The 20929-nt window shown below is 69.1% G+C and carries 20 protein-coding genes; 10 read left to right on the top strand and 10 right to left on the bottom strand.

What is annotated here, in order from left to right; genetic code table 11:
- Nucleotides 1-43: 43 nt before the first annotated feature.
- Together OG276_RS18430 and OG276_RS18435 are read right to left on the bottom strand one after the other, a co-directional pair.
- Entirely contained in the window at nucleotides 44-1126 is a 1083-nt protein-coding gene (locus OG276_RS18430; RefSeq protein WP_250738618.1) for an inositol-3-phosphate synthase, read from the bottom strand.
- 49 nt (nucleotides 1127-1175) lie between these two features.
- On the bottom strand, nucleotides 1176-1778 hold the full coding sequence (locus OG276_RS18435) for a PadR family transcriptional regulator (RefSeq protein WP_250738617.1): 603 nt from the start codon (nucleotides 1776-1778) through the stop codon (nucleotides 1176-1178).
- A 490-nt stretch (nucleotides 1779-2268) separates the two neighbouring features.
- Here OG276_RS18435 and OG276_RS18440 point away from each other — a divergent pair, with 490 nt between their 5' ends.
- Together OG276_RS18440 and OG276_RS18445 are read left to right on the top strand one after the other, a co-directional pair.
- Nucleotides 2269-4581, top strand: a complete 2313-nt coding sequence (locus OG276_RS18440; protein ID WP_266906870.1) for a transglycosylase domain-containing protein — start codon at nucleotides 2269-2271, stop codon at nucleotides 4579-4581.
- A 103-nt stretch (nucleotides 4582-4684) separates the two neighbouring features.
- Nucleotides 4685-6145, top strand: a complete 1461-nt coding sequence (locus OG276_RS18445) for a glycosyltransferase family 87 protein (RefSeq protein ID WP_266906872.1) — start codon at nucleotides 4685-4687, stop codon at nucleotides 6143-6145.
- Nucleotide 6146: 1 nt separating this feature from the next.
- Here the strand turns inward: OG276_RS18445 and OG276_RS18450 are convergent, their stop codons facing one another.
- The 3 genes from OG276_RS18450 to OG276_RS18460 all read right to left on the bottom strand — a co-directional run bounded on the left by OG276_RS18450 (nucleotide 6147) and on the right by OG276_RS18460 (nucleotide 8805).
- Nucleotides 6147-7178, bottom strand: a complete 1032-nt coding sequence (locus OG276_RS18450) for an alanine racemase (RefSeq protein ID WP_266906874.1) — start codon at nucleotides 7176-7178, stop codon at nucleotides 6147-6149.
- 67 nt (nucleotides 7179-7245) lie between these two features.
- Nucleotides 7246-8364, bottom strand: coding sequence for a peptidoglycan bridge formation glycyltransferase FemA/FemB family protein (locus tag OG276_RS18455; RefSeq protein ID WP_243331146.1), 1119 nt, complete (start codon nucleotides 8362-8364; stop codon nucleotides 7246-7248).
- 129 nt (nucleotides 8365-8493) lie between these two features.
- Nucleotides 8494-8805: a hypothetical protein gene (locus OG276_RS18460; protein WP_266906878.1), complete on the bottom strand. Its 312-nt coding sequence runs from the start codon at nucleotides 8803-8805 to the stop codon at nucleotides 8494-8496.
- Nucleotides 8806-9055: 250 nt separating this feature from the next.
- Between OG276_RS18460 and rpsF the strand changes: the two genes are divergently transcribed.
- From rpsF to rplI, 4 genes are all read left to right on the top strand, one after another.
- Nucleotides 9056-9346: a 30S ribosomal protein S6 gene (rpsF, locus tag OG276_RS18465; protein WP_015034882.1), complete on the top strand. Its 291-nt coding sequence runs from the start codon at nucleotides 9056-9058 to the stop codon at nucleotides 9344-9346.
- A 72-nt stretch (nucleotides 9347-9418) separates the two neighbouring features.
- Nucleotides 9419-10027: a single-stranded DNA-binding protein gene (locus OG276_RS18470; protein ID WP_266906880.1), complete on the top strand. Its 609-nt coding sequence runs from the start codon at nucleotides 9419-9421 to the stop codon at nucleotides 10025-10027.
- A gap of 43 nt (nucleotides 10028-10070) precedes the next feature.
- The gene (rpsR, locus tag OG276_RS18475; RefSeq protein WP_005315025.1) at nucleotides 10071-10307 is read left to right on the top strand and encodes a 30S ribosomal protein S18; all 237 of its coding nucleotides are present in this window, start codon (nucleotides 10071-10073) and stop codon (nucleotides 10305-10307) included.
- A gap of 18 nt (nucleotides 10308-10325) precedes the next feature.
- Nucleotides 10326-10772, top strand: coding sequence for a 50S ribosomal protein L9 (rplI, locus tag OG276_RS18480; protein WP_243331152.1), 447 nt, complete (start codon nucleotides 10326-10328; stop codon nucleotides 10770-10772).
- Nucleotides 10773-10915: 143 nt separating this feature from the next.
- Here rplI and OG276_RS18485 read toward each other — a convergent pair whose 3' ends face one another.
- A complete protein-coding gene (locus OG276_RS18485) occupies nucleotides 10916-12253 on the bottom strand; it encodes an MATE family efflux transporter (RefSeq protein WP_266906883.1) in 1338 nt (445 codons plus the stop codon).
- Between the two features lie 452 nt (nucleotides 12254-12705).
- Here OG276_RS18485 and dnaB point away from each other — a divergent pair, with 452 nt between their 5' ends.
- On the top strand, nucleotides 12706-14169 hold the full coding sequence (dnaB, locus tag OG276_RS18490; protein WP_266912908.1) for a replicative DNA helicase: 1464 nt from the start codon (nucleotides 12706-12708) through the stop codon (nucleotides 14167-14169).
- A gap of 10 nt (nucleotides 14170-14179) precedes the next feature.
- Nucleotides 14180-15565 (top strand): serine hydrolase, encoded by a 1386-nt coding sequence (locus OG276_RS18495; RefSeq protein WP_266906885.1) that lies wholly within the window; start codon nucleotides 14180-14182, stop codon nucleotides 15563-15565.
- Between the two features lie 9 nt (nucleotides 15566-15574).
- Here the strand turns inward: OG276_RS18495 and OG276_RS18500 are convergent, their stop codons facing one another.
- The 3 genes from OG276_RS18500 to OG276_RS18510 are packed head-to-tail and all read right to left on the bottom strand — an operon-like array spanning nucleotide 15575 to nucleotide 18173.
- On the bottom strand, nucleotides 15575-16750 hold the full coding sequence (locus tag OG276_RS18500) for a winged helix DNA-binding domain-containing protein (RefSeq protein WP_266906887.1): 1176 nt from the start codon (nucleotides 16748-16750) through the stop codon (nucleotides 15575-15577).
- Nucleotides 16751-16803: 53 nt separating this feature from the next.
- Nucleotides 16804-17268, bottom strand: a complete 465-nt coding sequence (locus tag OG276_RS18505) for a GNAT family N-acetyltransferase (RefSeq protein ID WP_266906889.1) — start codon at nucleotides 17266-17268, stop codon at nucleotides 16804-16806.
- A gap of 17 nt (nucleotides 17269-17285) precedes the next feature.
- Nucleotides 17286-18173, bottom strand: coding sequence for a GNAT family N-acetyltransferase (locus OG276_RS18510; protein WP_266906891.1), 888 nt, complete (start codon nucleotides 18171-18173; stop codon nucleotides 17286-17288).
- 135 nt (nucleotides 18174-18308) lie between these two features.
- Between OG276_RS18510 and OG276_RS18515 the strand changes: the two genes are divergently transcribed.
- Both OG276_RS18515 and OG276_RS18520 read left to right on the top strand, forming a co-directional pair.
- The gene (locus OG276_RS18515) at nucleotides 18309-18959 is read left to right on the top strand and encodes an HAD family phosphatase (RefSeq protein WP_266906893.1); all 651 of its coding nucleotides are present in this window, start codon (nucleotides 18309-18311) and stop codon (nucleotides 18957-18959) included.
- 121 nt (nucleotides 18960-19080) lie between these two features.
- Complete coding sequence (locus OG276_RS18520) at nucleotides 19081-20304, top strand: globin domain-containing protein (protein ID WP_266906895.1); 1224 nt, start codon at nucleotides 19081-19083, stop codon at nucleotides 20302-20304.
- 29 nt (nucleotides 20305-20333) lie between these two features.
- Here OG276_RS18520 and OG276_RS18525 read toward each other — a convergent pair whose 3' ends face one another.
- Nucleotides 20334-20813: an NUDIX domain-containing protein gene (locus OG276_RS18525; protein ID WP_266906897.1), complete on the bottom strand. Its 480-nt coding sequence runs from the start codon at nucleotides 20811-20813 to the stop codon at nucleotides 20334-20336.
- Nucleotides 20814-20929: the final 116 nt, after the last annotated feature.

The following is a 20929-nucleotide window of genomic DNA, read 5'->3' on the forward strand; positions in this document are numbered from 1 at the left end:
AACTGCCGAAGTCCAGGTGTCCGTCAGGACACCGGGGTTTCGACTAGCGCTCGACCTCGCCCTTGATGAACTTCTCGACGTTCGCGTAAGCCTCGTCGTCGAAGTACTGCACCGGCGGGGACTTCATGAAGTAGCTCGAAGCCGACAGGATCGGGCCACCGATGCCCCGGTCCTTGGCGATCTTCGCGGCGCGCAGGGCGTCGATGATGACACCGGCGGAGTTCGGGGAGTCCCACACCTCGAGCTTGTACTCGAGGTTCAGCGGGACGTCACCGAAGGCGCGGCCTTCGAGGCGGACGTAGGCCCACTTGCGGTCGTCGAGCCACGCCACGTAGTCGGACGGGCCGATGTGGACGTTCTTCTCGCCGAGCTCGCGGTCGGGGATCTGCGAGGTGACGGCCTGAGTCTTGGAGATCTTCTTCGACTCGAGGCGGTCGCGCTCGAGCATGTTCTTGAAGTCCATGTTGCCGCCGACGTTGAGCTGCATGGTGCGCTCAAGACGGACCCCGCGGTCTTCGAACAGCTTCGCCATCACACGGTGCGTGATGGTGGCGCCGACCTGCGACTTGATGTCGTCGCCGACGATCGGGACACCGGCCTCGGTGAACTTGTCGGCCCACTCCTTGGTGCCGGCGATGAAGACCGGGAGGGCGTTGACGAAGGCGACCTTGGCGTCGATGGCGCACTGGGCGTAGAACTTCGCCGCAGCCTCGGAACCGACCGGCAGGTAGCAGATCAGGACGTCGACCTGGCGGTCCAGAAGGGTCTGGACGATGTCGACCGGGGTCTCGGCCGACTCCTCGATCGTCTCGCGGTAGTACTTGCCCAGACCGTCCAGGGTGTGGCCGCGCTGAACGGTCACGCCCGCACTCGGGACGTCACAGATCTTGATGGTGTTGTTCTCGCTGGCGCCGATGGCGTCCGAAAGGTCGAGGCCGACCTTCTTCGCGTCGACGTCGAACGCGGCGACGAACTCGATGTCGCTCACGTGGTAGTCGCCGAACTGGACGTGCATCAGACCGGGGACCTTGGCCGCCGGGTCGGCGTCCTTGTAGTACTCGACGCCCTGCACCAGCGAGGCGGCGCAGTTGCCTACGCCGACGATGGCTACGCGAACCGAACCCATTCCGGTTGCTCCCTGTTTGTTCTCGGACGAGGCCTGCGAGATGCAGACCTCACTTTGCAGTTTCGTCGGACGGACCGGGTCGTCTCTGATCCCGTCCCGCCCGCTCACTCTCGATGAGCTCGTTCAGCCAGCGCACTTCGCGCTCCACGGATTCCATGCCGTGGCGTTGCAGCTCGAGCGTGTAGTCGTCGAGCCGCTCGCGTGTGCGAGCCAGCGAGGCGCTCATCTTCTCCAGGCGCTCCTCAAGGCGGCTGCGACGGCCCTCCAGTACCCGCATGCGTACGTCCCGTTCGGTCTGACCGAAAAAGGCGAAGCGGGCGGCGAAGGACTCGTCCTCCCAGGCATCGGGGCCCGTGTGGGAGAGGAGCTCCTCGAAGTGCTCCTTACCTGCTGCCGTCAACCGGTAGACGATCTTGGCGCGGCGCCCTGCGAGTGAAGCGGCGAGAGCGTCCTCCGGGGCATTGCCCGGCTCTTCGATCAACCAGCCGTTGGTGACGAGCGTCTTGAGGCAGGGGTAGAGCGTCCCGTAGCTGAACGCCCTGAACACCCCCAGCGAGGTGTTGAGCCGCTTGCGCAGCTCGTAACCGTGCATGGGGGATTCGCGTAGCAGGCCGAGAACAGCGAACTCAAGAATGCCTGAGCGCCTGCTCATCCGCTTGCCCTTCCCCTGCCTCGGAGTCTTTATGTCGAGCTGATGTATCGGCTCGATACATCCAGACGATAGAACGGGTAGCCCTCAGCTACAAGTGGTGACACGGTGACCGGCGTCACATCACCGATTTGCGCGAGGCAAGTTGCCTGATTTGGGGTGAACTTCGGCACTGATTGGCTTTTGGGCGTGCGTAGTCTGTGCGCCATGACACCGGGGGGACCGGAACTCACCTGCCGCTTCCAGGCCACTCGCCTGCCCGAGGAGTAGTCGTTCGATGAGCGAGCACCGCCGCAAACCGCAACAGCCCCAGAGCGGTGGCCGCGCCGCCGCCCGTAGGGCTGCCCAGCAGCGCCCGTCCAGGGGCGCCGGGCGTGACGTCCCCACCGCGTCACCCAGTGGGCCGTATTCCCAGCAGCCGGGTCACGGCAGCCGTTCGGACGCCCGGAGATCCGCCGGCCGGGGCTCGGCAGGGCGGGGTAGGGGCGCCTCCGTGGGCGCCGGCCAGCCCAAGCGGTTCATCAACTACCCGCGCGGCGAAAAGATCGGCTGGAAGCGCTTCGTCCCGTCCTGGAAGCTCGTCAGCGGCTCGGCCCTGGGCTTCTTCGCGATCATCACGGTGGGCGCGGGCATCGGCATCGCTTCGGTGGGCACACCCGACGTGAACAAGACGGCCAAGGCGCAGAACAACGTCTTCTACTGGGCGAACGGCTCCCAGATGGTCGCAACCGGCGGGTCCGTCAACCGCCAGATCGTCTCCATCGAGGATATCCCCCGGTCCATGCAGAACGCCGTGATCGCGGCGGAGAACGAGTCCTTCGAATCGGACAAGGGCGTCGACCCGATGGGCATCGCCCGCGCCGTGTGGAACATGGCCAAGGGCGGATCCACCCAGGGCGGCTCGACGATCACCCAGCAGTTCGTGAAGAACCAGTACCTGGACTCGGACCAGACGCTCAAGCGAAAGGTCACCGAGCTCTTCATCTCGATAAAGCTGGGCGTCAGCGAGGAGAAGAACACGATCCTCGCCGGCTACCTGAACACCGCCTACTACGGCCGCGACGCCTACGGGATCCAGGCGGCCGCGCGCGCCTACTTCGGCAAGGACAGCAACAAGCTGAACCCCTCCGAGAGCGCCTTCCTCGCCGCCGTGCTCAAGGGCCCGAACCTCTACAACCCCGACGGCGGCATCGGCGCCGCGGCCACACCCGAAGCCAACTCCGAACGGGCCAAACAACGCTGGTCCTGGGTGCTGGACCGGGAGGTCAAGGTCGGGCGCATGCAGCAGGCCGAGCGGGACCAGTACAAGGAGTTCCCCCCACTGATCGAATCCGCCCAGGCCGCCGGCATGTCCGGGCAGATCGGCTACCTGGTCGATACGGCCAACCTCTACCTGGCGAAGAAGGGCATCAAGGTCGAGGACCTGGCCAAGGGCGGATACCAGATCCACACCACCTTCAAGAAGGAGAAGGTGGACGCGCTGGTCAAGGCCGTCGAGGGGACCCGCGACGGGATGCTCGACGAGAAGGCGAGGCCCGAAACGGACACCTTCGTCCAGTTCGGGGCGGCCTCGGTGGACGTCAAGACCGGCGGCCTCGTGGCCCTGTACGGCGGTCCCGGCATCGACAAGAAGCACTTCAACAACAACGCCAACACCTCGGGCGTCCAGGTCGGCTCGACCTGGAAGCCGTTCGTGCTGGCGGCGGCCATGCAGTACGGCACCCAGAATTCGAAGGGTGAGGGGATCTCGGCCAAGAGCAAGTACCAGGCGAACGACCTCACGGTGATCAACAACCGTGCGGGCGAGCCGCTGCGCGACGGCTCCGGCAAGCCGTTCCGGCAGAAGAACGAGAGCCCGACCCCCTACGGCTACGTGACCCTGAACGAGGCGATGGAGAAGTCCATCAACGTTCCCTTCGCCCAGCTCGTCTTCGACGTCGGCCACAGCAAGGTGAGGTCGGTCGCGAAGGCGTCCGGCCTCCTCCCGGAGTCCTTCGACCCCAACGACAACGCCTCCTTCGCGCTGGGCACGTCGACCCCCAGCGCCATCCGGATGGCCGACTCGTACGCCACCTTCGCCGCCTCCGGAATCCATCACGACCCGTACTCGGTGACCAGCGTCACGAAGGACGGCAAGGACGTCCCCGGCTTCGCGGCCCCCAAGGGCGAACGGGCCATGGACAACTCCATCGCGGACAACATCACCAAGGTCCTGCGCAACGTCGTCGAGAACGGCACCGGTACGAAGGCCAAGAAGCTGGGCCGGCCCGCGGCGGGCAAGACCGGTACCACCGACAAGAACATGTCGGCATGGTTCGTCGGCTACACCCCCGAGCTGTCCACCTCCGTGGCCCTGTTCCGCTCGGACCCGAGTGCGAAGAAGAAGGAACTGATCTCGATGAGGGGCGTGGCGGGCATTCCCTCCCTCCACGGTGGTGACATCCCGGCCGAGATCTGGACCAAGTACATGAAGGAGGCGCTGAACGGCGAACCGAAGTCGGACTTCCCGGAGCCCGACGAGCTCGGTGTCGTCGCTCACGCCTCGGGCGCTCCCTCGCCTTCTCCCTCGCCTTCCCCCTCGCCCTCCCCCTCGGCGTCTCCGTCCCCGTCGAACTCGCCTTCCCCGTCCCCCAGCCCGAGCCCTTCGCGCAGCAGCGGAAAGCCGACCTGCAAGCCGTGGGCCATCTGCGTGCCGAGCCCCAGCGCCAGTTCGTCCAGGTCGCCCTCGCCCTCGCCCAGCAAGTCGCGCGACAGGCCGAGCGGCGGTGCCGGAGACTTCCCGATAGGGGGCTCCACGGGAGGCTGACCCGAAGCCCCACAACACGGCCGGAGAGGGCCGTCGCACCCGGTGCGGCGGCCCTCTCCCCTGTGTCATGGGCGCCGGCGGCGCCGTACGGCAGGATGTGCGCATGACGAAGGTGCACGAGGACAGCCCCGTACTGCCCACCCAGCAGGACGAGGTGGCCGCCGCGGGGAGCGAGTTCATCGGCGGCCCGCTGGGCCGCTACGCCCGGCTGGGTGGTCACTGGCTGACCCCGGTGCGGGTCGTCGTGCTCGTCGCCCTGGGGATGTTCGCGCTCGGCATGGTGCAGAAGCTGCCCTGCTACGACTGGGCGTGGTTCCGCGGGGCCGGCTCCCAGTACACCCACGCCTGCTACTCGGACATCCCGCACTTGTACGTCGTACGCGGCTTCGCCGACGGCCTCACCCCGTACTTCGACCGGATCCCCGGCGACATGCAGTTCCTGGAGTACCCGGTGCTCACCGGGCTCTTCATGGAGGTCGCCTCATGGATGACTCCCGGCAGCGGCTCCATGCAGCACCGGGAGCAGATGTACTGGATGGTCAACGCGGGCATGCTCATGGTCTGCGCCGCCGTGATCGCGGTGTGCGTGGCCCGCACCCACCGCAGGCGGCCGTGGGACGCGCTGCTCTTCGCCCTCGCACCCGCCTTCGCACTCACCGCGACCATCAACTGGGACCTGCTGGCCATCGCCCTGACCGCCGCGGCGATGCTCATGTGGTCGCGGGGCGGGGCACGGTCCTTCGGTGTCCTGATCGGCCTGGCCACCGCGGCCAAGCTCTATCCCGTCCTGCTGCTCGGGGCCGTGTTCGTGCTCTGCTGGCGGGCCGGCAAGTGGCGTGCGTTCGGGGAGGCGGTCGGTGGCGCCCTCGTCGCCTGGCTCGTGGTGAACCTGCCCGTGATGCTCTTCGCCTGGGAGGGGTGGCAGAAGTTCTACACCTTCAGCCAGGAGCGGCCCATCGACTTCGGATCCGTGTGGCTGCTGATCTCCCAGCGCTCCGGAAACCCCCTCGAAGGCGCCAACACCTATGCGACGGGCCTGACGCTGCTGCTGTGCGCGGGCATCGGGCTGCTCACGCTGACCGCGCCCCGCCGCCCCCGCTTCGCGCAGCTGGCCTTCCTGCTGGTGGCGGCCTTCATCCTGGTCAACAAGGTCTACTCGCCCCAGTACGTGCTCTGGCTCATCCCGCTCGCCGCGCTGGCCCGGCCGCGCTGGCGGGACTTCCTGATCTGGCAGGCCGGCGAGGTCGTCTACTTCCTGGGGATCTGGTTCTACCTGGCCTACACGACCAGCGGGGACAAGCACCAGGGCCTGCCGCTGGAGGGCTACCAGGTGGCCATCGCGGCGCACCTGCTGTGCACGCTCTACCTGTGCGCGGTGGTCGTACGCGACATCCTGCTGCCCGAGCGGGACGTGGTGCGGCGCGACGGCTCGGACGACCCCTCCGGGGGCGTCCTGGACGGCGCCGAGGACGTCTTCACGCTCCCGCGGACGCCGAAGGCGCCGCAGGAAGCGGCGCCTTCGGAGGGTCAGCGAGTGGAATGGGGCGCACGCCCCGGGGAGTGACTCAGGCGTCGAGCACCCGGTCGAACTGCGTGGTGGTGTGGCGCAGGTGCGCCACCAGCTCGTCGCCGACCTTCGGCTCGGGAGAGTCCGACGGCACGAACAGGATGGACACCTGCATGTGCGGCGGCTCGGCGAACCAGCGCTGCTTGCCCGCCCACACGAACGGCGACAGGTTCCGGTTGACGGTGGCGAGTCCGGCGCGGGCGACGCCCTTGGCGCGCGGCATCACCCCGTGCAGGGCCTTGGGGGCCTCCAGGCCGACGCCGTGGGACGTGCCGCCGGCGACGACGACCAGCCAGCCGTCGGAGGCGGCCTTCTGCTGCCGGTAGCCGAACCGGTCGCCCTTGGCGACACGGGTGACGTCGAGCACCGCGCCGCGGTACTCGGTCGCCTCGTGGTCGCCCAGCCACAGCCGGGTGCCGATGCGGGCACGGAAGCGCGTCTGCGGGAACTGCTGCTGCAGCCGCGTCAGCTCCGAGGCCTTGAGGTGGCTGACGAACATCGTGTGCAGCGGCAGCCGGGCCGCGCGCAGCCGGTCCATCCAGCCGATGACCTCCTCGACGGCGTCGGAGCCGTCAGGGCGGTCCAGCGGCAGGTGCAGGGCGAAGCCCTCCAGCCGGACGTCCTCGATCGCCGTGTGCAGCTGGCCGAGGTCCTGCTCGGAGATCCCGTGGCGACGCATCGAGCTCATGCACTCGATGACCACACGGGCGCCGACCAGGCCGCGCACCCCGTCCAGCGAGGACACGGAGCGGATGACCCGGTCAGGCAGCGGCACGGGCTCCTCACCACGCCGGAACGGGGTGAGGACGAGCAGGTCACCGCCGAACCAGTCCTTGATGCTGGCGGCCTCGTACGTCGTCCCGACGGCGAGGACGTCGGCGCCCATCCGGGTCGCCTCCTCGCAGAGCCGCTCGTGACCGAAGCCGTAGCCGTTGCCCTTGCAGACGGGGATCATCCCCGGGAACTGGTCCTGGATCTGCTTCTGGTGCGCACGCCAGCGCGCGGTGTCGACGTAGAGCGTGAGCGCCATGCCCGTCCGGAGCCTCTCTCGATGAGCTGCGTGGTGCAGCGGTGCGGTGTGTGTGGATGGGGCGGAGTCAGCGACGCGACATGTAGATGTCGAGCGCCTTGTGCAGCAGCTTGTTGAGCGGGAAGTCCCACTCGCCGACGTACTCGACGGCCTCGCCGCCCGTGCCGACCTTGAACTGGATCAGCCCGAACAGGTGGTCGTTCTCGTCCAGGGTGTCACTGATGCCGCGCAGGTCGTAGACGCTTGCGCCGAGCGCGTAGGAGTCGCGCAGCATGCGCCACTGCATCGCGTTCGAGGGACGGACCTCGCGCTTGTGGTTGGCGGAGGCGCCGTACGAGTACCAGACGTGCTGGCCGACGGTGAGCATCGTGGCGGCGGCCAGCGGTTCCCCCTCGTGCGTGGCGATGTACAGCCGCATCCGGTTGGGGTCCTCGGAGTTGAGGGCCGTCCACTGGCGCTGGAAGTAGCTGAGCGGGCGCGGGCGGAACTTGTCGCGCTCGGCCGTCACCTCGTACAGCTTCTGCCAGGTCGGCAGGTCCTCGTAGCCGCCCTGGACGACCTCGACGCCGGCCTTCTCGGCCTTCTTGATGTTGCGGCGCCACAGCTGGTTGAAGCCCTTGAGGACGTCGTCCAGCGAGCGGTTGGCCAGCGGTACCTGGAAGACGTACCGGGGCTGGACGTCGCCGAAGCCGGCGCCGCCGTCCTCGGCCTGCTGCCAGCCCATCCGGCGCAGCTTGTCGGAGACTTCGAAGGCGCGGGGCTCGATGACGGAGGCCTCCACGTCGCGCAGGCGCTTGACCTCCGGGTCCTGGATGCCGGCCTTGATGGCGGTCGAGTTCCACCGGCGGATGACGACGGGCGGGCCCATCTTCACGGTGAAGGCGCCCTGCTGCTTGAGGTGCGCCAGCATCGGCTGGAGCCACTCTTCGAGGTTGGGGGCGTACCAGTTGATGACCGGGCCCTCGGGGAGGTACGCGAGGTACCGCTTCACCTTGGGCAGCTGTCGGTACAACACGAGTGCGGCGCCGACGAGTTCGCCGGACTGGTCGAACCATCCGAGGTTCTCGGAGCGCCACTCGTTCTTCACGTCGGCCCACGCCGGGACCTGGCAGTGGCTAGCCGAGGGCAGGCTCTGGAGGTAGCCCAGGTGCTGCTCTCGGCTGATGGTCCTCAGGGACAGGCTCATGCGGGGCGTCTCCTCGGCGGCTTCGCTGGCTATGGCGCGAAGCCTACTGCGACGGGGGCGCCACCCATCTGGGGGACAGGCCGTGCCTGGGCCGGTGGGAGGCCGGCGCCCCGTCGCGGAGGCACCCGGTCAGCCCAGCCAGCCGCCGAAGAGACCGCCGTGCGCCATGCCGAGGAAGAAGCCGATGGCCGAGGCTCCGAGGCCGATGATCAGTGCCGTGCGCTCGCGTGTCGTGGCGGAGATGAACTGGCCGTAGAGCCCGGTGGCGATCCCGATCAGCCCGGTCCACGAGCTGAGCAGGTGCAGATGGTGGAAGAAGGCCGTGACGAACGCCACGGCGCCGAGGACCAGAGTGACCGCCACCAGAGTGTCCTGGAGCGGATGGGGCTTGCCGTCGGTCGCGAAGAGCGAGATGGACTGGCGTTGCATTGCCTGTGCCATGGGAAGGCACCTCCTGGCTGCAGCAGAGCGGTGCTGCGGGCCGCCTCCGGCAGGGGCCGGGGGCTTAGCACCGAGAACACCCGATGCATACAGATTGTGGCCTCCTGGTGCCGGATTTCAACCGGAAGGAGTCGAGGAGGTAGTCTGTACAGCTGCGCGGTGTCTGCTCTGCAGATGCCGTGCGCACGCATCACGACCCTCCTGCCACGGAACGACCGTGGCCGCTGAGTCCAAAGGAGGTGGGTTCCACATGCGTCACTACGAAGTGATGGTCATCCTCGACCCCGATCTCGAGGAGCGCGCTGTCTCCCCGCTGATCGAGAACTTCCTTTCTGTCGTCCGTGAGGGCAACGGAAAGGTCGAGAAGGTCGACACCTGGGGCCGTCGTCGTCTCGCTTACGAGATCAAGAAGAAGCCCGAGGGCATCTACTCGGTCATCGACCTTCAGGCCGAGCCTGCGGTCGTCAAGGAGCTTGACCGACAGCTGAACCTGAACGAGTCGGTTCTCCGGACCAAGGTCCTCCGCCCCGAGACCCACTGAACTTCGGTTCAGCGGTAATCGGGACCGAGTAGCACAGCAGCCCAGCAGCAATCCCCGCCGAGAGGTTCATCCATGGCAGGCGAGACCGTCATCACGGTCGTCGGCAATCTCGTCGACGACCCCGAGCTGCGCTTCACCCCCTCGGGTGCGGCGGTCGCGAAGTTCCGTGTCGCGTCCACTCCCCGCACCTTCGACAAGCAGACCAATGAGTGGAAGGACGGCGAAAGCCTGTTCCTGACCTGCTCGGTCTGGCGTCAGGCGGCGGAAAACGTCGCCGAGTCCCTTCAGCGGGGCATGCGCGTCATCGTGCAGGGCCGGCTGAAGCAGCGGTCCTACGAGGACCGTGAGGGTGTCAAGCGCACGGTCTACGAGCTGGACGTCGAGGAAGTCGGCCCCAGCTTGAAGAACGCCACGTCCAAGGTCACCAAGACCACTGGTCGCGGTGGTCAGGGTGGATACGGCGGCGGTGGCGGCGGTCAGCAGCAGCAGGGCGGCGGCGGTGGCAACTGGGGCGGAGCCCCCAGTGGCGGCGCTGCTCCCCAGGGCGGCGGAGGTCCCTCCGACGACCCCTGGGCGTCCAGTGCGCCGGCCGGCGGCCAGCAGCAGGGCGGCGGCGGTGGCGGTTGGGGCGGAAGCTCCGGCGGCTCCGGCGGTGGCTACTCGGACGAGCCGCCCTTCTAGGGCAGCTCGCACCCCCACTTCTTGATTTCACAGGAGAGACACAATGGCGAAGCCGCCTGTGCGCAAGCCTAAGAAGAAGGTCTGCGCGTTCTGCAAGGACAAGACCGCGTACGTGGACTACAAGGACACGAACATGCTGCGGAAGTTCATTTCCGACCGTGGCAAGATCCGTGCCCGCCGCGTCACCGGCAACTGCACGCAGCACCAGCGTGACGTCGCCACGGCTGTGAAGAACAGCCGTGAGATGGCACTGCTGCCCTACACGTCCACCGCGCGATAAGGAAAGGGTGACCGAATAATGAAGATCATCCTGACCCACGAGGTCTCTGGCCTCGGCACCGCCGGCGACGTCGTCGACGTCAAGGACGGCTACGCCCGCAACTACCTGGTCCCGCGTGGTTTCGCGATCCGCTGGACCAAGGGTGGCGAGAAGGACGTGGCGCAGATCCGCCGCGCCCGCAAGATCCACGAGATCGCGACGATCGAGCAGGCCAACGAGTTCAAGGCCAAGCTCGAGAACGTCAAGGTCCGTCTGGCCACCCGCGCGGGTGACGCCGGTCGTCTCTTCGGTTCCGTCACGCCCTCCGACATCGCCACGGCGATCGAGGCGTCCGGTGGCCCGAAGGTCGACAAGCGCCGCGTGGAGCTGGGCTCCCCGATCAAGACCCTCGGCTCGTACCAGGTCTCCGTGCGTCTGCACGCTGACGTGGCCGCGACCGTCGGCATCGAGGTCGTCGCCGCCTAAGGGCTGCGCATGAAGGGCCGCACCCCTCTGGGGGTGCGGCCCTTCTTCGTTGTTTCACGTGAAACACGGGCTCGTTCGCCGGCTCTGTTTCACGTGAAACATTGCTCCAGGGCTGCTGCAGGCCTGGAGCGGGCTGCCTCGGTTTACCGGGTGGCTCCGGCGACCAGCCAGCGGCCCGAGCGGGCGCGCAGCTGGAGGGTGACCATCCGGACCAGCATCATCAGGGTCATGGCGCACCAGAGGGCCGTCAGCCCGCCGCCCAGGGCCGGTACGAGCAGGGCGGCAGGGGTGAAGACGGCGAGGGTCAGCAGCATGGCCCACGCCAGGTAGCGGCCGTCGCCCGCGCCCATCAGGACGCCGTCGAGGATGAAGACGATGCCGGAGACGGGCTGCGAGACAGCCACCACGAGCAGAGCCGGCAGCAGGGCGTCTTCGACGGCGGGATCGCTCGTGAAGAGCGGGATGAACACCGGGCGGGCCGCGATGACGAGGAGCCCCAGAACGATGCCGGAGCCGATCCCCCACTGCACCATGCGGCGGCAGACGGCCTTGGCGCCGTCGGTGTCGCCCGCGCCGAGGTAGCGGCCGATGATGGCCTGCCCGGCGATCGCGATCGCGTCGAGGGCGAAGGCGAGCAGGCTCCACAGGGAGAGCAGGATCTGGTGGGCCGCGATATCGGCGTCCCCGAGGCGTGCGGCCACGGCGGTCGCGATCAGCAGGACCGCCCGCAGGGACAGGGTGCGGACCAGCAGGGGCGCACCGGCCTGCGCGCAGGCCCGGATGCCCTCGGCGTCGGGCCTGAGGGAGGCGCCGTGCCTGCGGGCGCCCCGGACGACCACGACCAGGTAGGCGGCGGCCATGGCGCACTGGGCGATGACCGTGCCCCAGGCGGAGCCGGCGATGCCGAGGCCGGCCCCGTACACGAGGGCGACGTTCAGGGCTCCGTTGAGGGCGAAGCCGCCGATCGCGACGTAGAGCGGGGTCCGGGTGTCCTGGAGGCCGCGGATGACGCCGGTGGCGGCGAGGACCACGAGCATCGCGGGGATGCCGAGGGCGGAGATCCGCAGGTAGGTGATCGCGTACGGGGCGACGGTGTCGGAGGCCCCGAAGAAGGAGACCAGGGTGGGCGCCGTGGGCAGGACGACCGCGACGACGGCCGCGCCGAGGAGCAGGGCGAGCCAGATGCCGTCCATGCCCTGCCGGATGGCGGCCTGGAGGTCGCCCGCGCCGACCCGGCGGGCCACGGCCGCGGTGGTGGCGTAGGCGAGGAAGACGAAGATGCTCACGGCGGTGGTGAGCAGTGCGGCCGCGATGCCGAGACCGGCCAGTTGAGGTGTGCCGAGGTGGCCCACGATGGCGCTGTCGGCCATCACGAAGAGGGGTTCGGCGACGAGGGCGCCGAAGGCGGGGACGGCGAGTGCGAGGATCTCGCGGTCGTGCCGTCTCGGGGCAGCCTTCGGTGCGGTGGGGGCCTGTCTCATGTGCTCAATCTAATCTTCCACAGGTAATAGACGCAAGGGCTCTTGGATCCTTACCGCTGCGCCGATTCGAGCGTTCGTCCCACCCCGTTGGAGGCGATCTTGAGACAGTGGCGAAGATTTTTCTCCACCACGGTCGGTGGAGGGGGAAAGGCCAGGTCAAATGGGGTAGGTGGGTGGGGCAGGTGATTTTGTCCACAGCACTGTCCCCCGGTCCGTGCACAGCTTCCGGGGAGTTACCCACAGCATTGGCGCCGTCATCCACACCTCATCCACACAGCCTGTGGATAACAAGATTGGCTGACGTCGCTCCCGGGCCTACCTTGGTTCGATGTCCGACTCGCCGAGAGCCGATTCGGGTGCCCCAAATGTCAGAGCCGTGTCGTAGAAAGAGTGACACGGCAAGGTCCGCGTTGCGGACGGGAGGAGGCGGCCCGGTGAGCATGTCCGAGCCCATGGACGACCCCTGGGCCGACAGCGGTCCAGGTGACCGTCTGCCCGCCCGTACGCGCCGCAACGGCGAAGGCCGTGGCCGCGGGGACGAACAGAGCGACCGGGGCCGCGAGGGCGGCTCCTGGGACGGCGGAGGCGGCGGCTTCGAGCGGGTCCCGCCCCAGGACCTCGACGCCGAGCAGTCCGTCCTGGGCGGCATGCTGCTGTCCAAGGACGCCATCGCCGACGTGGTCGAGGTGCTCAAGGGGCACGACTTCTACCGTCCGTCGCACGAGACGATCTACCAGGCCATCCTCGACCTGTACGCCAAGGGAGAGCCGGCCGACCCGATCACCGTCAGCGCTGAGCTGACCCGGCGCGGTGAGATCAGCAAGGTCGGCGGGGCCCCCTACCTGCACACCCTGGTCCAGTCGGTCCCCACGGCGGCGAACGCCGAGTACTACGCGGAGATCGTCCACGAGCGGGCGGTCCTGCGCCGGCTGGTCGCCGCCGGTACGAAGATCACGCAGATGGGTTACGCCGCCGACGGGGACGTCGACGAGATCGTCAACAGCGCCCAGGCCGAGATCTACGCAGTCACCGAGCAGCGGACCTCCGAGGACTACCTGCCGCTCGGCGACATCATGGAGGGCGCCCTCGACGAGATCGAGGCGATCGGTTCGCGCAGCGGCCAGATGTCGGGCGTCCCGACCGGCTTCACCGACCTGGACTCGCTGACCAACGGTCTGCACCCGGGCCAGATGATTGTCATCGCGGCCCGTCCCGCCATGGGTAAGTCCACCCTCGCGCTGGACTTCGCCCGTGCCTGCTCCATCAAGGCCAATCTGCCCAGCGTCATCTTCTCCCTCGAAATGGGGCGCAACGAGATCGCGATGCGCCTGCTCTCGGCGGAGGCCCGGGTGGCCCTGCACCACATGCGCTCCGGCACGATGACGGACGACGACTGGACCCGGCTGGCCCGCCGGATGCCGGACGTCTCCGCAGCCCCGCTCTACATCGACGACTCCCCGAACCTGTCGATGATGGAGATCCGCGCGAAGTGCCGCCGCCTCAAGCAGCGCAACGACCTGTCGCTCGTCGTCATCGACTACCTCCAGCTGATGCAGGCGGGCGGCTCGCGCCGGCCCGAGAGCCGCCAGCAGGAGGTCTCGGACATGTCCCGAAACCTCAAGCTCCTGGCGAAGGAGCTGGAGGTCCCGGTGATCGCGCTGTCCCAGCTGAACCGTGGCCCCGAGCAGCGCACCGACAAGAAGCCGATGGTCTCCGACCTGCGTGAGTCCGGCTCGATCGAGCAGGACGCCGACATGGTGATCCTGCTCCACCGCGAGGACGCGTACGAGAAGGAGTCCCCCCGCGCGGGTGAGGCGGACCTGATCGTGGCGAAGCACCGTAACGGTCCTACGGCCACCATCACCGTGGCCTTCCAGGGCCATTACTCGCGGTTCGTGGACATGGCCAACACGTAGCATCCGCAGCATGGATGCCGCATTGGAAGATCATGTCCTCCTGCCCGCGACCCGGCGTGCGCTGAACCACCGGATCGCGGTCGCGCAGCGCGAAGGCCGGACCCCGTCGCTGGTGGCGGCCGTGGTGCGGGACGGCGAGGTGGTCTGGGAGGGGTCCCGGACCATGGTCGAGGGGCACGGCCCCGACGGAAACGTGCAGTACCGGATCGGGTCGATCACCAAGACGTTCACCGCCGTGCTGGTGATGCGGCTTCGGGACGAGGGCCTGCTGGAACTGGGCGACCCCATCGAGAAGTTCATCCCGGGTACGGGAGTCGGCGAGGTGACGGTGGGGCAACTGCTGTCCCACACCTCCGGACTGGCGGCGGAGACGCCCGGCGAGTGGTGGGAGCGCACGGCCGGCACGCTGCGACCGGAGCTCTCGGACGTCCTGGGCGAGCGCCCCTTCCGCTTCGAGCCCGGTCGGCGCCACCACTACTCCAACCCGGGCTACACCCTGCTGGGTTCGCTCGTCGAGGCCGTCCGCGCGAGGCCCTGGGAGGAAGCGCTCCGCGTCGAGGTGCTGGAGCCGCTGGGGCTGGCGCGCACGACGGCGCAGCCGGTGGCCCCGCACGCCGGCGGCTGGGCGGTGCACCCGTGGGCGGACGTGATGATGCCCGAACCCCTGGAGGACCTGGGGCTCATGGCCCCGGCCGGCCAGCTGTGGTCCACCACCGGCGATCTGGCGAAGTTCGCCGCCTTCCTCGTACGGGGCGACGCGCGCGTGCTGAGCGCCGAGTCCGTACGGGAGATGCGGACCTCGGCCACTCCCCCGGAGCCGGGCATCGCCGAGCTGGGATACGGGCTCGGGGTGCAGTTGACGCAGAGCGGCGGGCGCCGGCTCGCGGGCCACTCCGGCTCGCTGCCCGGCTTCCTCGCGGGCCTGTGGCTGAGCGAGGCGGACGACGTGGCGGCGGTGGCTCTGGCCAACTGCACTTCGGGGCCGGCGATTTCCACACTGGCGGCCGACCTGGTGGCCATCGTCGCCGAGGCCGAGCCGCGGATCCCCGAGCCGTGGCGGCCGCTCCGGGAGGCCGATTCCGTCGCGCTGGAGCTGTGCGGCCCTTGGTACTGGGGCACGGCGGCCCAGGCCGTACGGCTGACCTACGACGGATTCCTGGAACTGGGCCCGGTGAGCGGCACCGGCCGGACCGCCCGGTTCCGGCCGGAGCCGGACGGCAGCTGGACCGGGCTCGGCGGCTACTACGCGGGTGAGTCGCTGCGGGCCGTGCGTCGGCCGGACGGATCGGTGAGCCACCTCGACCTCGCCTCGTTCGTGTTCACCCGGGAGCCCTACGACCCGGATTCCCCGGTGCCCGGCGGGGTCGACCCGCAGGGCTGGCGGGGCATCGGCTAGCGGGCCGCTTCACCCCGCTGTGAGTTCACGCTCCAGTGGGGTGCGGAAGCGCGGAGTGACGCGGGCCTCCCCCAGCCAGGCGGCGAGCCGGGCGGCCTCGGCAGCGACGGCCTTCCCGGCTTCGCTGCCCGGGTCGCCCAGCAGCCGGTGGACGATCTCGCCGTCGCCGCGCTGGGCCCAGCCGCCGACGATCTCTCCGTTCCACCACACGGTGGGGCCGATGTTGCCGGAGCGGTCGAAGAGGGGCGGCCGGTGGGCGGGGTCGAGGTGGAAGCCCCGGTCCACCCAGCCCATTGCGCTCGGGTCCAGGGCGGGCAGCAGGGCGACCCAGGGCTCCGGCTCGGGTTCGGGCCCGGTGTCCCCTGGGCAGACGAGCGCGGTGGCGCCGTCCTCGAGCCGGACCTCGTCGGGGCCGACGACTGCGAGGGCCTTGCGGACCTCGGTGAGGGTCCAGCCCGTCCACCACTTGAGGTCGGCCTCGGTGGCCGGACCGTAGGCGTGCAGCCACCGGCGGGCGATCTCGGCGCGCGCCTCGGCCGCTGGTACGGCCGGCCACGGCTCCGTGTGGGTCCAGCGGTACTGGCTGGAGGTCCACGATCCACGGGGCCGGTCCCGGCGGATCCGGCCGTCGGCGGCCAGCAGGCGGATGACACGGGTGGCGACCCCGGTCTCGGTCTCGTAGTTCTTGCCCCGGCCGTAGACGAACTTCCGGCGCAGGGCGGGGACGGCCGTGGACAGCTGGCTGCCGCTGGAGGGGCCGTGCGCGTCGAGCGCGTCCAGCACGGCGCCCTCCACCTGGGCCAGCCAGTCCGCGTCGAGGCCCTGACCGTCCTCGTCGAGGTGCTTGAGGAAGGTACGGCGCTCCTTCACGGCGATGCCGCGGGCGGTGGAGGCATCGACGTAGGGGGCGAGTCCGGTGGAGACGGCGAAGAGCGTGTTGCGCATGCTGAGCAGCCGTACGAGGGTCACGTCCTCGTACAGGGCCTGCTCGATCGCGGCGGGCGCGCCTTCGCGCAGCCTGGCGCGAGCGGAGAGGAAGACGGTCGCGGCATCGGTGGCGTGCAGGGCGACGACGCAGTCCGCGGCCTCGGACACGGTGGCGCCGTGCGCCGACGGGGCCAGGCGGTGCCTGCGGCCGAGGCGCCGGCGGCGCTCCGAGGTGGTGATGCGGGGGAAGCTGCTCATCTTCCCGATCGTAGGCCGGGCGCCCGAGAGCGGCCCGGCCCACGCACGGGGTCTCAGAGCTGGAGCTTGAATCCGACGTGGGAAGCGGTGAACCCGAGCCGTTCGTAGAAGCGGTGGGCGTCGGTGCGGGTCACGTCCGAGGTGAGCTGGACGAGTTGGCAGTTCTCGGCACGGGACTGTTCGATCGCCCATTCGATGAACCGGGTACCCAGGCCGCTGCCGCGTTCCTCGGCGTGGATCCGTACGCCCTCGATGATCGAACGGGTGCTCCCCTTGCGGGAGAGCCCGGGGACGATCGTCAGCTGGAGGGTGCCGACGACGCGGCCCGCGCGGACGGCGACGACCACGTGCTGGTGGGGGTCCTCCAAGAGCCGCTTGAGGGCTGCCGCGTAGGGGGTGAGATCGTCCGTGGATTCCCGGGTGGCGCCGAGCGGGTCGTCCGCGAGCATCGCGACGATCGCGGGCAGATCCCCCTCGGTGGCGGGACGGATGATCAGACCGGAGTTGGTGTCGGTCATGGTCGGGTGCTCCTCGCTCAGCCTGCCGCCACGGTGAGCGGGGCCCACCGACGGGTCCAGTCACCGGGCAGCCCGGGGATGTCACGGGTCATGACGGTGTTGAAGGCAACGGAGCCGAGACCGCGTTCCTTGAGCCAGCCGATCAGCTCTTCGTGGCGTACGTCGACATCGGTACGCAGGTGCCGGTCCGTGGACGTCGCGAGGGCGGTGACGAGGGCCTGGGCCGTCCCGGTGTCACGGGCCACCAGGGGCCCGATGACGTGGGTGTCCATGTTCGGCCAGATCGCTCCGTAGCCGATCAGCTCGCCGGACGGGTCCTCGGCGACGAGCAGCCGGTCCGTGAAGGCCGGCAGCCGGGTGACCAGGTGGGTGCGGTCGGTGCCGAAGACCTCGGCGTCCAGCAGGAGGATCCGCGAGATGTCCTCGGCGCCTGCGGGCCGTACACGGATGGTGTCCCGCACGGGACCGGTGGCGTCCGGGCTGAAGGAGCCCCGCAGCATCTCGGCGCGGCCGGTGGTCTCGAAGCCGAGCTCCTCGTAGAGGGGGCGGCCGTACGGGGTGGAGTGCAGGGTGAGCGGAACGCCCTTGAGGACCTCGTCGCAGACGTACGTCATCAGGCGCCGGCCCAGACCCTGGCGGGCGAAGCGTTCGGCGACCAGGACCATGCCGATGGCCGCGAGTTCGGGATCGGCCAGCGGAGGTCCGTACCGGGTGACCACGCAGGCCGTGGCCAGTCCCTGTCCGTCGGGAGCATCGATGCCGTAACCCTGTCCGGCGGCGAGCAGCAGCCCCCACTTGTGGTCCTCGCGGGGCCAGCCGCGGTCTTCGGAAAGATCGGCGCAGTGGCGGAGATCGTCCACGGTCAGTGCGCGGATCGGGAGGGAGGAGAGGTGTGGTGGTGTCACGGCCCCAGACTGGTTCATCGACGGTGACCCGGTCCAGGGGATTTGGGGTGGATGTTTCACGTGAAACATCCACGCGAGGTCCGGTGGGCGACATCCACTGTTTCACGTGAAACGAACGTACTAGCCTGGCCGGTCATGACCCTCCTCCACCTGTTCGACCTCGACGGGACGCTGATGTACGGCTCGGCCTCGCCGGTCGAGATCTCACGGCAGCTCGGGCTGTCCGACGAGATCGCCGAGCTGGAGCGCGCCTTCGTCGCACGGGAGCTCCAGCCGCACCAGTTCGCGCTGGCGGTGCAGAAGCTCTGGACGGAGCTGACTCCGGCGCACGTCCGGGCGGCTTTCGACGGGGCCCCCTGGCTGTCGGGCATCCGGGAGGTCTGGCAGGAGATCCGGGGGCGCGGGGACTACTGCGCGGTCATCTCGCTGTCGCCGTCGTTCTTCGTGGAGCTGCTGCTGGAGTGGGGCGCGCACGCCGCGCACGGCTCGGTCTTCCCGGAAGTGCCCTTCACCCGGCCGGTGGACGTGGCCGGGATCCTGACGCCGGAGGGCAAGGTGACGGTCGCCGACCGGCTGTGCGCGCGGTTCGGTGTGACCCGGGCCGACTGTGTCGCGTACGGGGACTCCAGTACCGACGTGGCGCTCTTTGCGGCGGTCCCGGTCTCGGTCGCGGTGAACGCCCGGCCCTACCTGGTGGAGCGTGCGACGCACGTCTATGAGGGCCGGGACCTGCGCGAGGCATACCAGCTGACAGGGGTGGCGCGCACGGGAGTTGAGGCATCTTAAGGGGAAAGTGGGTTCGAAACGCGGAATTCCCGCATTTCCCCGCAAGCTCTGGGGCGGACTGGCACGCTGTGAAACCCGGAACCACGGATTCGAAGGCCGTGGGGCGTGCAGACCTACCGAGATGCTCGAAGCGAGGCACCGCATGGACGCTCCGCCCACCAGATCGGCAAGACGGGGGTCAACCCGGATACCGTCCGGGGACGGGGCGCCCGAGCCCTCCCCCGAACCCTCCCCCGATGCCGTGCTCATCCGCCGGACCCTCGCGGAGATCGGACCCGTCGCCGACAAGGTGACCTCCTACTTCTACGCCGTCGTCTTCACGGGATACCCGGACCTCCGAGGGCTGTTCCCCGCGGCGATGGACGTGCAGCGGGACCGGCTGCTGAAGGCGCTGCTGACGGCCGCCGAGCACATCGACAACCCCGAGGTGCTCACCGCCTACCTGCGCCGGCTGGGCACGGGGCACCGCAAGTACGGAACCCTGCCCGAGCACTATCCGCCGGTGGGAGAGGCCCTGATCGGGGCGCTGGCCAAGTACGCGGAGGCCACCTGGGGGCCGGAGACCGAGGCGGCCTGGGCGCGGGCGTACACCGCGATCTCCCAGATCATGATCGACGCGGCGGCCGAGGACGTGCCCAAGGCGCCGCCGTGGTGGCACGCGGAGGTGGTCTCGCACGATCTGCGCACCTCCGACATCGCGGTGCTCACCGTCCGCCCCGACCAGCCCTACCCCTTCCTCGCGGGCCAGTACACGACCCTGGAGACCCCGTGGTGGCCGCGGATCTGGCGGCACTATTCCTTCGCCTCGGCGCCCCGCGCGGACGGGCTGCTGTCCTTCCACGTCAAGGCCGTTCCGGCGGGTTGGGTCTCCAATGCGCTCGTCCGGCACGCCCGCCCCGGCGACGTGCTGCGCCTCGGGCCCCCGGCGGGATCGATGGTGGTGGACCACAGCACCGACAACGGAATGCTGTGCCTGGGCGGCGGCACGGGCATCGCCCCGATCAAAGCGCTGATCGAAGACGTGGCAGAGCACGGAGAGCGGCGTCCGGTGGAGGTGTTCTTCGGGGCGCGCAGCGACGACGACCTGTACGACAAGGACACGCTGCTGGGGCTGCAGCGCTCGCATCCCTGGCTGTCGGTGCGCCCCGTGGTCTGCGACGAGGGCCTCGCCGGGCAGCTGCCGCAGGCCGTCGGTACCCACGGGCCCTGGAGCTCGTACGACGCGTTCGTCTCGGGACCGGCCGCGATGATCCGCAGCGGGGTGGACGCGCTGAAGAGGATCGGGATCCCCGGTGAGCGGATCCGGCACGACGAGGTGGAGGAACTGGCGGGCGTCGCCGGCTGAATCCGACGGCGGCGCCCGCGTGCGGTGGGTCAGCCCAGGTCGGGGGCGTGCATCGCGCGCACGCCCTCGATGTTGCCGTCGAGGTAGTGGCGCAGGGACAGCGGGACGAGATGCACCGCGGCGATGCCGACGCGGCTGAAGGGCACGCGGACGATCTCGTACTCGCCCTCCGGCTCGTCGATCTCGGGGCCGTGCCGCTGACTGGGGTCCATGGATTCGAGATGGCAGACGAAGAAGTGCTGCACCTTGACGCCGGTCACTCCCCCATCGGCGATGTGCTCGACGGTGTCGACGAAGCAGGGCACGACATCGGTGATCTTCGCGCCGAGCTCCTCGTGGAGTTCTCGGTGGAGGGCGTCGACGACGGTCAGGTCCGAGGGCTCCACGCCCCCGCCGGGGGTGAGCCAGTAGGAGTCGACGCCGGGTTTGGTCCGCTTGATGAGGATCAGGTCGTCACCGTCGAGCAGGATCGCGCGGGCGGTGCGTTTGACCACTGGACGTTCGGTCATGGGAGAAGAGTGGCCCAGACTTCCGCTTCTGAAACGCGTGCCGGTGAAACCCGCCGGGCGGGGCTCCGGGCGGTCCGAGCCGCTGGACGGCGTGCTCGGACCGCCTTCCGGCAGGT

The organism is Streptomyces sp. NBC_00086 (assembly GCF_026343255.1).
In the GTDB taxonomy this organism is placed as follows: Bacteria; Actinomycetota; Actinomycetes; order Streptomycetales; family Streptomycetaceae; genus Streptomyces.